This is a genomic window from Mesorhizobium sp. C395A, assembly GCF_030323205.1.
Lineage (GTDB): Bacteria > Pseudomonadota > Alphaproteobacteria > Rhizobiales > Rhizobiaceae > Mesorhizobium.
Genome location: NZ_CP100473.1, coordinates 903,949 through 917,143, shown reverse-complemented (window position 1 = coordinate 917,143; position 13,195 = coordinate 903,949). Strand labels below are relative to the sequence as shown.

The window sequence follows — 13,195 nt, the reverse complement described above, 5'->3', positions numbered from 1 at the left end:
CGACGCCAGGTGCTGCGCGCAACGTTCATCATTGTCCTTATGCTGCTGCCGTCGCTCGCCCGCGCGCAAAGCTGCAGTTACACCGTCACCAGTTTGAATTTCGGCCTCATCGACACGCTGTCGGGCACCGCGGCGACATCGACAGCCACCTTCACCGCGACTTGCAGCGGCAGTTTGCCATTGCTGCTGCCGGTCCTGGTGTGTCCGCATATTGCCGCCGGCACCGGCGGTGCAACCTCGGCGGCGGCCCGGCAGATGGCGAGCGGCGTCAACAGCCTCAACTATCAACTCTATTCGGACCCCGCAATGACCGTTGTCTGGGGCACCCATAACTGGGCCTATGCCTCGCGCCCGCCACCGCTGCTGCTGAGCCCCAATCTCTTCGGCAACTCAACCGACACCCTGACGCTCTATGGGCGGGTTCCCGGCGGCCAGGCGACCGTCCCGCCGGGCACCTATGTGTCGACATTTTCGGGCGGGCAACTCGAGTTCCGCTCCCGGACAACCCTGTTGAGCAGCAGCTGCGACACCGGCGCGGGCAACTTGGGCACCAGTCCGACCTTCACCATCAACGCCACGGTCGCGGCAAACTGCCTGGTCGCCACCCAGAACATCGATTTCGGCCCCAAGGGGGTGCTCGACGCCAATGTCGACGCCACCGGCCAGGTTACGGTCACCTGCACCCCGTCTACCGCGTACACGGTTTCCCTCAATGGCGGCACGACAGGGGGCACGCCGACCACCCGCAAAATGTCGAAGGGCGCCGAGAGGGTCACCTACGGCCTCTACAAGGATCTGGCGCGCTCGCAGCCCTGGGGTGACGCCGGAACGCCGGGAAGCACGGTGGCCGGCACCGGAACCGGTACGGCCCAGGCGCTCACCGTCTATGGCCGCGTGCCGCCGCAGACGACGCCCTCGGCCGGCGTCTACACCGACACGGTGGTGGTGACCATCACCTATTGATCGCGGCCCGCCTCGCCGTTGGCCGGCGCCAGCCAGCGCGCGTAAATCTCGCCGACGATGCCGCGGCGAAAGACCAGCACGCAGATCATGAAGATCAGGCCGGTGGCGATGGTCACCGGGAAGCCGGAGGTGGCGAGCGTGTTTTCCAGCCCGACGACGAGGCCGGCGCCGACGACAGGACCGACCATGGTGCCGATGCCGCCGAGCAGCGTCATCAGGATCACCTCGCCCGACATCTGCCAGGTGACGTCGGTCAGCGTCGCGAACTGGAAGACGATCGCCTTGGTGGCGCCGGCAAGCCCGGCAAGGGCTGCCGACATGACGAAGGCGGCGAGCTTGTAGCGGCCGACCGAATAGCCCAGCGAGATGGCACGGTTCTCGTTCTCGCGGATCGAACGCAGGATCATGCCGAAGGGCGAGTTGACGATGCGCCAGACGGCGAAGACGCCGATGAGGAATACGGCAAGCACGACGAAATACATGTTGAGCGTGACGTTGAGATCGACGATGCCGAACAGATGCCCGCGCGGCACGCCCTGTATGCCGTCCTCGCCTTCGGTGAACGGCGCCTGGACGCAGAAGAAATAAAACATCTGCGCCAGCGCCAGCGTGATCATCGAGAAATAGATGCCTTGCCGGCGGATGGCGAGGAAGCCCATGACCAGGCCGAGCACGGCCGCTCCGGCGGTGCCGAGCAGGATGCCGGCCTCGGGCGGCCAGCCCCATGCCTTGACGGCGTAGGCGCAGAAATAGGCGGCGGCGCCGTAGAAGGTGGCGTGGCCGAAGGACAACAGCCCGGTGTAGCCGAGCAGCAGGTTGAAGGCGCAGGCAAACAGCGCGAAGCACAGCATCTTCATCAGGAAGATCGGATAGACGAAGAAGGGCGCGGCTATCAGCGCCAGTATGGCCAATGCCAGCAATACCCGCTCAAGCCGCACGGAGGCGGCGGTGCGCTGGTCGTGAAGGGCTGCCTCGCTCATCTCAGGCGTCCCTTCCGAACAGGCCGGCGGGGCGCAGGAGCAGCACGATCGCCATGATGACGAAGACCACGAGGTTCGACGCCTCGGGATAGAACACCTTGGTCAGGCCCTCGGCGAGGCCGAGCATATAGCCGGTGACGATGGCCCCGAGAATCGAACCCATGCCGCCGACCACGACGACGGCAAAGACGACGATGATGATATCGGAGCCCATCAGCGGACTGACCTGGTAGACGGGTGCTGCAAGAATGCCGGCCAGGCCTGCAAGGGCCGCGCCCAGCCCATAGGTGAGCGTCAGCAGCAGCGGCACGTTGACGCCGAAGGCCTGCACCAGCTCGGGATTTTCGGTCGCGGCGCGCAGATAGGAGCCGAGCCTGGTCTTTTCGATCAGGAGCCAGATGCCGATGCAGATAATGAGCGAGGCCACCACCACCCAGCCGCGATAGTTGGGCAGGAACATGAAGCCGAGATTGGTGCCGCCGGCAAGCTGCGCCGGAACGGCATAAGGGTTGCCCGACACGCCGTAGTAGAAACGGAACACGCCTTCGATGACCAGCGCCAGTCCGAAGGTGAACAGCAGCCCGTAGAGCGGATCCAGGCGGTAGAGCCGCGACAGCGCCACGCGCTCGACTGCCATGCCGAAGACGCCAACGATGAGCGGAACCAGGAGCAGCGCCGGCCAGTAGCCGATGCCGAGATGGACGAGCAGCAGGTAACCGATGAAGGCGCCGAGCATATAGAGTGCGCCATGGGCGAAATTGATGATCCGCAGCAGGCCGAAGATGACGGCCAGGCCGAGGCTCAGCATGGCGTAGAAGGAGCCGTTGATCAGCCCGACCAGCATCTGGCCGAGTAAGGCCTGGACGGGGATGCCGAAGATCATGGTCATGGCGTCACCGAGGGTGTTGCAAGCGGGATGCGTCTGTGCGGCACGTACCCCCACCCGGACCTTCGGTCCGACCTCCCCACAAGGGAGAGGTAGGGCGGTGGCCCTCCACCCTCCCCCTTGTGGGGAGGGTCGCTGCGCAGCAGCGGGGTGGGGGTACTGCCGTGGGCTGTCGTCATCATACCCCCAACACCTCGTGCAGCTGTTGCGTGTGAGCGGCAAGCTCGCTTGCGGCAAAACCCTCCACCACCTTGCCGTGCTCCATCAGGTAGAAGCGGTCGGCGATGCGGGCGGCGAAGCGGAAATTCTGCTCGACGAGCAGGATGGTCATGCCGCGCTTTTTCAAGGTCGCCAGCAGTTCGCCGATGCGCTGGACGATGACCGGCGCCAGGCCCTCGGTCGGCTCGTCGAGCAGCAGCATCTGCACGCCCGTCCGCAGGATGCGGGCGATGGCCAGCATCTGCTGTTCGCCGCCGGAGAGTTTGGTGCCGGGGCTGTTGCGGCGCTCCTTGAGGTTGGGAAAGAGACCGAAGATTTCCTCGACGCTCATGCCGCCCTTGGCCACAACCGGCGGCAGGATCAGGTTTTCGTCGACGGTGAGCGTGGCGAAGATGCCGCGTTCCTCCGGCACGAAGCCGATGCCGCGATGGGCAACACGATGCAGCGGCAGGCGCATCAGGTCGCTGCCGTCGAAGGTGACACTGCCGCTGCGCTTGCGGACCAGCCCCATAATGGCGCGCAGCGTTGTGGTCTTGCCGACACCGTTGCGGCCGAGCAGCGTCACCGTCTCACCGCGAAAAACGTCGAGGTTGACGCCATGCAGCGCATGGCCCTCGCCATACCAGGCATGGAGATCGCGCACGGCAAGCAGCGGCTCACTCATGCTCGGTCCCCCTGCTCGGTCCCCATGTAGGCGACCCTGACGCGCTCATCGTTGCTCACCGTTGCGTAGTCGCCGGCGGCGAGCACCTGGCCGCGCTGCATGACGGTGATCCAGTCGCAAAGGTCGGCGACGACGGTGAGATTGTGCTCGACCATCAGCACGGCGCGGTCCGTTGCCAGCGAGCGGATGATGCCGGAAATGACGCCGACATCCTCGTGCCCCATGCCGGCCATCGGCTCGTCGAGCAGCAGCACTTTCGGGTCGAGCGCCAGCGTGGTGGCGATCTCGAGCACGCGCTTTCGGCCATAGGAGAGATCGCCGGCCGGACGATGCGCGACATCGTCGAGACCGACGACGGCAAGCAGTTCGCGCGCCCGTGGCGTCAGTTGGTCAAGCGCGGCCAGCGAGCGCCAGAACTGGAAGCCGAGCCCGCTCGGCCGCTGCAAGGCGACGCGGACATTGTCGAGCACGCTCAGATGCGGAAAGATCGCCGATATCTGGAACGAGCGGACGAGACCCATGCGCGCCACCCTGGCCGGCGCGGTGCGGGTGATGTCGTTGCCCAACAGTTCGATCCTGCCGCTGCTCGGCTGCAGGAACTTGGTCAAGAGGTTGAAGATCGTCGTCTTGCCGGCGCCGTTCGGCCCGATCAGCGCATGGATCTGGCCGTGATGGACGTCGAGGTCGACATTGTTGACGGCAATGAAACCGGCAAAGTCGCGCCGCAGGCCGCGGGCGGAGAGCACCACCCGCGGCTTGATTTCGGCACCGTCCGGCTGGACGGCCACGGCTTGCGCCATCGTCACTTGGTGACGAGCGGGCAGCCGCTGTCTTCGGCCTTGATGAAGGCCTTGTCGCCCGGAATGGTCGCAAGGTAGGTGTAGTAGTCCCAGTCCTTCTTCGACTCCTCGGGCTTCTTGACCTGATAGAGATACATGTCGTGCACCATCGACCCGTCGGCCTGTACCTTGCCGTTGGCGTTGATGATGTCGTCGACGGGCATTTCATGGAGTTGCTTGGCGACCGCCTCGGTCTCGTCGGTGCCGGCCTTGTCGATGGCCTTGAGATATTGCAGCACCGCCGAATAGGTGCCGGCCTGGATCATGTTGGGCATGCGGTTGGTGCGCTTGAAGAAGCGCCCGGCGAAGTCGCGGCTCTTGTCGTCGCGGTCCCAGTAAAACCCTTCGGTGAGCACCACGCCCTGCGCCGCCTGCAGGCCGAGGCCGTGCACCTCGGCAAGGGTGAACAGAAGGGCTGCCAGCCGCTGGCCGCCGGCGACAATGCCGAACTCGGCCGCCTGCTTGATGGTATTGGAGGTGTCGAGGCCGGCATTGGCAAGGCCGATAACCTTGGCGCCGGAGGACTGCGCCTGCAGCAGGAAGGAGGAATAATCCGTCGATCCCAAGGGGTAACGCACCTCGCCCAGCACTTTGCCGCCGCTTGCCTCAACAACCTTTGAGGTCTGCTCCTTCAGCGAATAGCCGAAGGCATAGTCGACGGTGATGAAATACCAGCTGTCGCCGCCCTGCTGCACCAGCGCGCCGCCGGTGCCGACCGCCTGCGAGTGGGTATCGTAAGCCCAGTGGAAACCGTAGGGCGAGCATTGCTTGCCGGTCAGGTCGGCCGATGCCGCTCCGGTAACGATGTCGATCTTCTTCTTTTCCTTGGACAACCCCTGGACGGCGAGCGCCACCGAGGATGTCGTCAGTTCCATGATCGCGTCGACCTGCTCGGTGTCGTACCACTGGCGCGCAATGTTGGAGGCAATGTCGGGCTTGTTCTGGTGATCGGCGTTGACGATCTCGATCGGCGCGCCCTGCACCTTGCCGCCAAAATCCTCGACCGCCATCTTGGCGGCCTCGACCGACCATTTGCCGCCGAAATCGGCATAGACGCCCGACTGGTCGTTGAGGATGCCGATCTTGACCTTGCCGTCGGAAATTTCGCCGGCCGCCGCCGGCATCGCAGTCGCCGCAAGCAGCGCGGCTGAGACGAGATAGGATGCTTTCACAGGTGGTTCCTCCCTTGTGGCCGACGCTGGAAAACGCGGCGGCCTTGCAATGGTTCAACAGTTCCGTCCGGTTCTCGCTGAAATCCGGGCCAGCGCCCGCCACTTCTCCTCTTGGCAACCCCTCCGCCCTGGGTGCGCCGGGAACCGTAGCATCACATTTCGCGAGGCGAGAATGCTATTTTCGTAGCATGGCGTGCTAGCGCGGCCGCTACCAGTCGGGCTCAATTGGAGAGTCTTCGGAAAAGCCGCTCGGGCCAGGCAGAGAGAGCGTTGCGGCCGAAGCGTCCAGCAGTGCCCCCGGAAGCCCTTTGAGATGCTCGCTGTCCAGCGGAAGCGCAAGATAGCCCGTGGCAATGCGTGCAGCCGCTTCCGCCTGTTCACGATCTCTCACTGCCTTGACCGCAGACCGATCAGGCCGCGTGACCAGCCAAGCCTTGTGCAGAGCGAACATTCGAGGGTCGACCGTCGGTATGCTTACGGGATAGCCACGCTCATCGATCGCCACAGCCTCCACCTTCGGGGCGTTGATGAGCCATTGCAGCCCCTCCATGGGTGCGCTGTCGAGGTCGTCGGCAAGCTGTGTAATCGAGGTAGTGGCGTTGTTCTTGAGGACATGTCTTGCCTGCGGACGGATCAGGTCGACCAGATAGCCATCACGGTTCGCTGCCCTGAAGGCCCGGGGCTGGAGCGGCTTGAAGGACCTGTCCACTTTACGCAACACGCCTATCAGGCCGGACTGGCTTACCCTCTCGCCGGTCACGAAGCTGATGCGACGTCGGGAATCGAAGAGCAGGTCGATGTCGCCGGTTGCCGTGAGACCGCTGGTGATCTGGACGCCCGCCAGAGCCTCGTAAGCGAACAGCGCATTCGTGCCGACGACCAGCAACTGCTTGCCCAGCAGGTCTATTTCGGCGCACCGCCGCAATATCCGTGCGGCGATGGCCGGTACCCTGCCCAACCCCATTGCCACATTGACTTTCGCCAGGCCGTTCAGGCGATCGGCCAGACCTGCCAGCAGATCCTTGTTCTGCACCCTGCCCTCGGAAAACGCAGCGAACGCCTTCTCCGTCTGGCTGCTTTTCGGCCCGAGTGAATTCTCGACCTGCCGGACCTTCCGCAGCAGGTATTCAGCACCGCTGCGCTCAACCCAGCGCATGCTGCCTGCAAAGCGCCTTTGGCGCTGGTCATCAGCATGCTGCCAGGCCTCGTAGACCTGTTGCGTATCTATGAGTTGGCGCCGCTGCTCGCCGGTCAACTCTCTCAGCATCGTTTTCCACTCTTAAGCCAGGATCAAGTTAACATAGTGGAAAACTCTTAATTAACAATAGGTTGTTATGTTTTTTCCACTATCGCAGCTATCATCCGCACGACGAGTGGAAAATACCGAAGAAACAATAGGTTATGTCGAGCAAGGGAGGGCAGAACCTCACAAGCGGGTTTTTAGCTGCGCGCACCATGGCAGCCGCTTGCCGTCGCCTCACCGCTTCTGCGGATAGATCGTCTCGCCGCGCTTCAGCATCTCGACAAAAGCCTCGATCTTCTTCTTGCGCCCCGCCTCCGTCTTCATGTTGTGGGTGCGGAAGGCGAGCGCGAAGCGGTTTTGGGCGGAAAGCTTCGCCAGCATCTCTTTTGCCGCGGGTTCGGCATCGATGGCGGCCTGCAGATCGTCAGGGATCTTCATGTCCTTGCCTGAGGCATAGGCGCGGTCCCAGCGGCCGTCGGCCTTGGCCGCCTCGACCTGTTTCAGCCCGTGTTCGGTCATGCGGCCCTCCTCGACCAGGCGGGCGACATTGTCGATGTTGATCTTGCTCCAGATGCTCTTCTTGCCGCGCGGCGTGTAGCGCTGCAGAAAGCTCTTGTCGTCGAGCGGCTTGCGTATGGCGTCGATCCAGCCGAAGCACAGCGCCACGTCGATGGCCTGCTTCGGCGTGATCGAGGCAAGGCCCGAGCCGACCTTGTGGACCTTGATCCAGACCTCGCTCTCGCCGGCATGATTTTCGCGCAGCCAGGCGTAAAAACTGTCGGGATCGGGGAATTCATGAACCTTGTCGGGATCGACCTTGAACGGCGCCATCATCACCTCGTTGTAGCCGGGCCGGCTGTATCGGCTGTCGATGCCAGTTTCCGTCAGCGGCGTCGATACCCCCTAGCCTATTGCGAGCCGGCTTGCGCCCAAGCCGGCGCTCATGGCAGTTTCCCGGCTGGTCGAGCCGGGCAAGGCAGACTGCAATTCGGGGGAAATGCCATGCGATCGATGTTACTCGGCCTCATCCTTCTGCTGCCGGCCTCGGCGCTCGCTGAACCCATCGAAACCCAGAAGATCATCACCGCGCTGACCGGCGACTTCAACGGCGACGGCGTCGCCGATCTGGCGATGATCGTCGAGACCGAGCCCGAAGATGGCACCATGGACATGCATTTCTTCCTCAGGGACAAAAAGTACAATTTTCTGAAACCCGCCGGCATCGTGCATGAGCAGGTCTACGGCGAATGGAACGACTACGACCAGCCGCATTATGAGGGTTCCGGCATCGAACCTGAGTTGACCGCACTGCCCAACGGCTCGATCAAGATCTCTCTGCCGGGGCTGATCGGCCCCGGCGAGCGGACCGACATGACGCTGACCATCGCCTGGCGCAACGAAGCCTTCGTCGTCGCAGGCGTGGCCTATGACAGTTACAAATACCAGACCGACATAATCGATAGCAGCTGCGACTACGATGTGCTTACCGGCAAAGGCAAAAGCATGAAGACGCAGGAGGATGGCAGCAAGGTGGACAGTGTCGTGTCGGTCGAAGGCCGGGTCGTGCCCTTCGCGGGGTGGGACACAGGGACGCCTTTTAGGGTATGCGGAGATTGAGGGGGCAGCCAATCTCCCCCACTTGGGGGGAGATTGGCTTTCACTGCAGATGCGGTTTCTTCAAGAAACTGTTGCGGTCGGCGGATTTTACCCTGAGCCAGGTTTCGCGGCCGTCGCGTACGACCCTGAGAGGAATCTCCGAACCCGCCGGATTCTGCCATAGCTTGCGGTAGAAATCGGCGAGCCCGTCGACCTCGCCATCGCGAACGTCGGAGATGATGTCACCCTGGCGCAGGCCGGCCTTGGCGGCGGGGCCGCCTTCGGCGACGCTCATCACCACGACCGCGCCGTTCGACTCGGCCGAGAAGGCGCCGAGCCATGGGCGTGGCGGCTTCGCCACCTGGCCGCGCGTCAGCAGATCGTCGAGGATCGGGGTCAGAAGGTTGATCGGCACGACCATGTTGATGTCAGCGACCTCGCCGTTGCGGCTCATCTGCAAAAGCAGCGAACCGATGCCGAGCAGGCTGCCATCCTGGCCGATGAGTGCCGCGCCGCCCCAGGACGGGTGCGCCGGGGCAATGAAGATCGCCTCGTCAAGCAGATATTCCCAATAGCCGGCGAATTCCTGCTTGGTGACGATGTGCGCCTTGACCGAGCGGCCGGTGCCGTCGGCAAAGACCACGGGGTCGCCGATATTGGCCTTTGACGCGTCGCCCAGCGCCACCGCCGGCAGGCCGAGCGGCGCCAGCGCCTGCACCAGGCCGAAGCCTGTCTCCTGGTCATAGGCCAGCGCATGCGCCGGCACGACGCGGCCGTCCTGGTCGGTCAGCCAGACCTCCTCGGCCTCGGTGATGAGATAGCCTATGGTGAGCACCAGCCCGTCGCCGCGGATAACGACGCCGCTGCCTTCGCGGCGCGTGCCCAAGGCATTGGCCGTGAAGGCATCGTCAGGAACCATGGCGCGCACGCCAACGACGGAGCGCAAGAGCGGGGAAACGGGATCGATCGGCATGCTTTCATCCTGGCAGATATGCGTGGGCAGTATCCTCTATAGGTATGCCGCGCTGCACAGGGCGCAAGGGCTTAGGCAACAAGGCAATCATTTCAGAGGCTGGCGCTGCCCCTCATCCGCCTGCCGGCACCTTCTCCCCGTATAGCGACGGGGAGAAGGGAGATGGCCGCAACATCGGCGCTCTTGGCAACGCTGGCAATTGGCGAAATCAGTAGGCGACAGCGTCCTTCTCCCCGTCACTATACGGGGAGAAGTGCCCGGCACGGCGATGAGGGGCGGCGCCGACATTGATAATAGTTCAACACAAGTTGAACCTTTCTGAATTGCACCTATCTCTATCAGTATCTAGCTTCGAGTCGACTTTCCGCATCAGTCTCGCGCCAACAGCGCAAGGTCCGCCAAGCCCAAGGAATTTCCCGCATGACCGAATACACCCCGCCGAAAGTCTGGAGCTGGAAGAAAGCCAATGGCGGCACGTTCGCCAGCATCAACCGGCCTATTGCCGGTCCGACGCATGACAAGGTGCTGCCGGTCGGCAAGCATCCGCTGCAGCTCTATTCGCTGGCGACGCCGAATGGGGTCAAAGTGACTGTCATGCTGGAGGAGCTTCTGGCGCTCGGCCACAAGGGCGCCGAATACGACGCCTGGCTGATCCGCATCAACGATGGCGACCAGTTCGGCTCGGGCTTTGTCGAGGTCAATCCCAACTCCAAGATCCCGGCGCTGCTCGACCGCAGCGGCAAGACGCCTGTCCGCGTCTTCGAGTCCGGCTCGATCCTGCTTTATCTCGCGGAAAAGTTCGGCGAGTTCCTGCCGACCGAACAGCCGGCGCGCGCGGAAACCTTGTCCTGGCTGTTCTGGCAGATGGGTTCGGCGCCCTATCTCGGCGGCGGCTTCGGCCATTTCTACGCCTATGCGCCCGAAAAAATCGAATACGCCATCGACCGCTTCGCCATGGAGACCAAGCGCCAGCTCGACGTGCTCGACCGGCGGCTGGCGGAGACCGAATATCTCGGCGGCGCCTTCTATTCGATCGCCGACATGGCGGTATGGCCCTGGTATGGCGGCCTGGCGCTCGGCCGCATGTACAATGATTCCGCCGAGTTCCTGTCGGTGCAGGACTACGAGCACGTACAACGCTGGGCCAAGGCGATCGACGCCCGCCCGACCGTGCAACGCGGCCGCATGGTCAACCGCGCCTTCGGCGACCCGGCCATGCAACTGCACGAGCGCCACGACGCCAGCGATTTCGAGACGAAGACGCAGGATAAATTGGTGGTGGCGGAGTGAGCTAATCTCCCCCCTTGAGGGGGAGATGGCCGGCAGGCCAGAGGGGGTCGGCTCGACTGGGCGCGACCTCCTGCGACTGATGAAGGTTAGCGCTCCACGCGCGGCGACCCCCTCTGTCGCCTTTGGCGACATCTCCCCTCGAGGGGGGAGACTAGCTCATCAATTTCGCCAGCCTCGGCACGCCCTCACCCACGGCGCGTTCATCGGCCAGCGTAAAGCTCATCCGCATCGTGTTACGTCCCGAACCGTCGGCATAAAATGCATTGCCCGGCACGAAGGCAACGCGGGCTTCCTTGACAGAGCGGGCGAGCAGTGCCGTGGCGTCCGCACCTTCAGGCAGCGTCAGCCAGACGAACATGCCGCCTTCCGGTCGGCTCCAGCTGACGCCATCCGGCATTTCCGCTTCGAGTGCTGCAAGCAAGCCGTCGCGGCGCTGGCGATAGGCGCCGATCAGCTTTTCCACCTGGCTGTCGTACACGGACTCGGAGACGCGGTGCATAACCAGCTGGTTGATCGACGGGCTGTGCAGGTCCGACGCCTGCTTCATCAGCACCAGCCGCTCGACGACGCGGCGCGGCGCGCAGACCCAGCCGACGCGCATGCCCGGCGACAGAATCTTTGAGAACGAGCCGCAATAGAGCGTGCGGGCATTGTCGATGCCGCCTGAGCGTTCGCAGTCGAGCGCCAGCATCGGCGGCTGGCCCTCGCCGTCATAGCGCAGCGCGCGATACGCGGCGTCCTCGATGACGGCAATGTCGAGCTCGCCGGCGAGGTCAAGCACCGCCTCGCGTTGCTGGCGGTTCAGCGTCTCGCCGGTCGGGTTGGCGAAATCGGGCACCAGATAGGCGAATTTCACCTTGCCGCCTGCAGCGGCAGCCGCCGCCTGGTAGGCGGCGGGCGTCATGTTGCCGCCATCCGGCGTCAGCCGGTCGTAGCGCGGCTCATAGGCGTTGAAGGCCTGGAGCGCGCCGAGATAGGTCGGCCATGTCACGAGCGCTGTGTCGCCGGGCGACAGGAACAGCTTGCCCAGATAATCCAGCGCCTGCTGCGAGCCGGAGGTGATGAAGATGTTGTGCTCGTCGCAGGCGATGCCAAGCTTGCCCATCTGGCCGGCCAGCCATTTTCTGAGCGGCAGATAGCCTTCGGAGACCTGATACTGAAGTGCTGCGCTCGCCTCCGCGCCGCCCAGCACCGAGGCATAGGCATCGGCGATGGCTTGCGCCGGAAACAAGGCCGGATCGGGGATGCCGCCGGCAAAGGAGATGATATCGGGCTGGTCGAGCAGTTTGAGCAGCTCGCGGATTTCCGACGCCTTCATGCGCGAGGCGCGCGACGCCAACAGGTCCATCAAACTCACGAGCCCACCTCCCGGGATACGGCATCTGGTCCAGCATGACCGTCCCGGCCATGCGAATTTAGGTCAATCTGGCTGACCTATTATCAGGCTCCCCCACCCGCGGGAATAGCCAGACCGTCATTCCGCGTGGCCCAGACGAAAAGCAAACACATTTCTGCCCTGGACAGGGAAAATTGTTGCGCGCCGAGGGGCGCGGATGCAACCTCATTCCGAGCGGACCGGCATAAAAAGAAAAGCGGTCTCAACAAGGGGGGGTTAAAATGACGCTTGAGCTCATCGGGGCCGGATTCGGCCGCACCGGCACATGGTCGACCTTTGCCGCGCTGAACAGGCTGGGCCTTCCCAGCTATCACATGCAGGAAGTCATCCTCAACAAGGCCAACAAAGGCCATCTCGACTTCTGGCGCAAGGTGGCCAACAGCCCGCCCGGCAGCCAGCACGACTGGACCAGAGTCTTCGCCAATTACAAGGCGACGGTCGACAATCCGGGATGCTGCGTGTGGCGCGAATTGATGGCCGCCTATCCCGACGCCAAGGTGCTGCTCACCCTGCATCCGCGCGGCGCCGAGGCCTGGTACGACAGCACCATCGACACCATCCACTTCACCGAGACATTGTGGCAGTTCAAGGTGCTGGAACGGCTGACGCCGTTCGGCCGCAAATTCGGCGACATGTCGCACAGACTGATCTGGGGCCGCACGCTTGCCGGCGTGATGGACGACCGCGCCAAGGCGGTGGCGCGCTACAACGCCTATACCGAGGAGGTGATAGCGGCCGTGCCGCCGGAGAAGCTTCTGGTGTTCAAGGTCAGCGATGGCTGGGCGCCGCTCTGCGGCTTCCTCGGCGTGGCGCTGCCCAACGAGCCCTTCCCCAACCTCAACGACCGCGAAAGCGTGAAGAAGATTATCCGCGACATCATCAAGGGCAGCTACATCATGCTGGGGCTGTCGGTGGCGGCGGTGCTTGCGGCGATCGCGGCGCTGTGGTGGTGGCTGGGGTAGCCGCCGGACCGT

At 63.6% G+C, this 13,195-nt stretch carries 13 protein-coding genes; 4 read left to right on the top strand and 9 right to left on the bottom strand.

Features of this window, described 5'->3' with window-relative positions; all coding sequences use genetic code 11:
- Positions 1-9: 9 nt before the first annotated feature.
- Positions 10-963, top strand: a complete 954-nt coding sequence (locus NLY37_RS04440) for a Csu type fimbrial protein (RefSeq protein WP_031246640.1) — start codon at positions 10-12, stop codon at positions 961-963.
- Here the strand turns inward: NLY37_RS04440 and NLY37_RS04435 are convergent.
- From NLY37_RS04435 to NLY37_RS04405, 7 genes are all read right to left on the bottom strand, one after another.
- On the bottom strand, positions 957-1,943 hold the full coding sequence (locus tag NLY37_RS04435) for a branched-chain amino acid ABC transporter permease (protein ID WP_023743307.1): 987 nt from the start codon (positions 1,941-1,943) through the stop codon (positions 957-959). The genes NLY37_RS04440 and NLY37_RS04435 overlap by 7 nt on opposite strands.
- Position 1,944: 1 nt before the next feature.
- Positions 1,945-2,832: a branched-chain amino acid ABC transporter permease gene (locus tag NLY37_RS04430; protein WP_023743306.1), complete on the bottom strand. Its 888-nt coding sequence runs from the start codon at positions 2,830-2,832 to the stop codon at positions 1,945-1,947.
- 175 nt (positions 2,833-3,007) lie between these two features.
- Complete coding sequence (locus NLY37_RS04425) at positions 3,008-3,712, bottom strand: ABC transporter ATP-binding protein (RefSeq protein ID WP_023743305.1); 705 nt, start codon at positions 3,710-3,712, stop codon at positions 3,008-3,010.
- Positions 3,709-4,512 (bottom strand): ABC transporter ATP-binding protein, encoded by an 804-nt coding sequence (locus NLY37_RS04420; protein ID WP_286441604.1) that lies wholly within the window; start codon positions 4,510-4,512, stop codon positions 3,709-3,711. The genes NLY37_RS04425 and NLY37_RS04420 overlap by 4 nt, the downstream gene beginning before the upstream one ends.
- 2 nt (positions 4,513-4,514) lie before the next feature.
- The gene (locus NLY37_RS04415; RefSeq protein ID WP_023743303.1) at positions 4,515-5,723 is read right to left on the bottom strand and encodes an ABC transporter substrate-binding protein; all 1,209 of its coding nucleotides are present in this window, start codon (positions 5,721-5,723) and stop codon (positions 4,515-4,517) included.
- A 208-nt stretch (positions 5,724-5,931) separates the two neighbouring features.
- Complete coding sequence (locus NLY37_RS04410) at positions 5,932-6,990, bottom strand: GSU2403 family nucleotidyltransferase fold protein (protein ID WP_033003257.1); 1,059 nt, start codon at positions 6,988-6,990, stop codon at positions 5,932-5,934.
- A gap of 210 nt (positions 6,991-7,200) precedes the next feature.
- Positions 7,201-7,797, bottom strand: coding sequence for a YdeI/OmpD-associated family protein (locus tag NLY37_RS04405; RefSeq protein WP_031246636.1), 597 nt, complete (start codon positions 7,795-7,797; stop codon positions 7,201-7,203).
- Between the two features lie 171 nt (positions 7,798-7,968).
- Here NLY37_RS04405 and NLY37_RS04400 point away from each other — a divergent pair, with 171 nt between their 5' ends.
- Positions 7,969-8,583 (top strand): FG-GAP repeat protein, encoded by a 615-nt coding sequence (locus NLY37_RS04400; protein ID WP_033003255.1) that lies wholly within the window; start codon positions 7,969-7,971, stop codon positions 8,581-8,583.
- Positions 8,584-8,623: 40 nt separating this feature from the next.
- On the opposite strand, the gene NLY37_RS04395 is transcribed toward NLY37_RS04400, so the two are convergent.
- Positions 8,624-9,535, bottom strand: coding sequence for a S1C family serine protease (locus tag NLY37_RS04395; protein ID WP_023743299.1), 912 nt, complete (start codon positions 9,533-9,535; stop codon positions 8,624-8,626).
- A 420-nt stretch (positions 9,536-9,955) separates the two neighbouring features.
- Between NLY37_RS04395 and yghU the strand changes: the two genes are divergently transcribed.
- Entirely contained in the window at positions 9,956-10,825 is an 870-nt protein-coding gene (yghU, locus tag NLY37_RS04390) for a glutathione-dependent disulfide-bond oxidoreductase (RefSeq protein ID WP_023693764.1), read from the top strand.
- Between the two features lie 151 nt (positions 10,826-10,976).
- Here yghU and NLY37_RS04385 read toward each other — a convergent pair whose 3' ends face one another.
- A complete protein-coding gene (locus tag NLY37_RS04385; protein WP_023743298.1) occupies positions 10,977-12,173 on the bottom strand; it encodes an aminotransferase-like domain-containing protein in 1,197 nt (398 codons plus the stop codon).
- Between the two features lie 269 nt (positions 12,174-12,442).
- On the opposite strand from NLY37_RS04385, the gene NLY37_RS04380 reads away from it, so the two are divergent.
- Positions 12,443-13,183, top strand: a complete 741-nt coding sequence (locus tag NLY37_RS04380) for a sulfotransferase family protein (RefSeq protein WP_023743297.1) — start codon at positions 12,443-12,445, stop codon at positions 13,181-13,183.
- Positions 13,184-13,195: the final 12 nt, after the last annotated feature.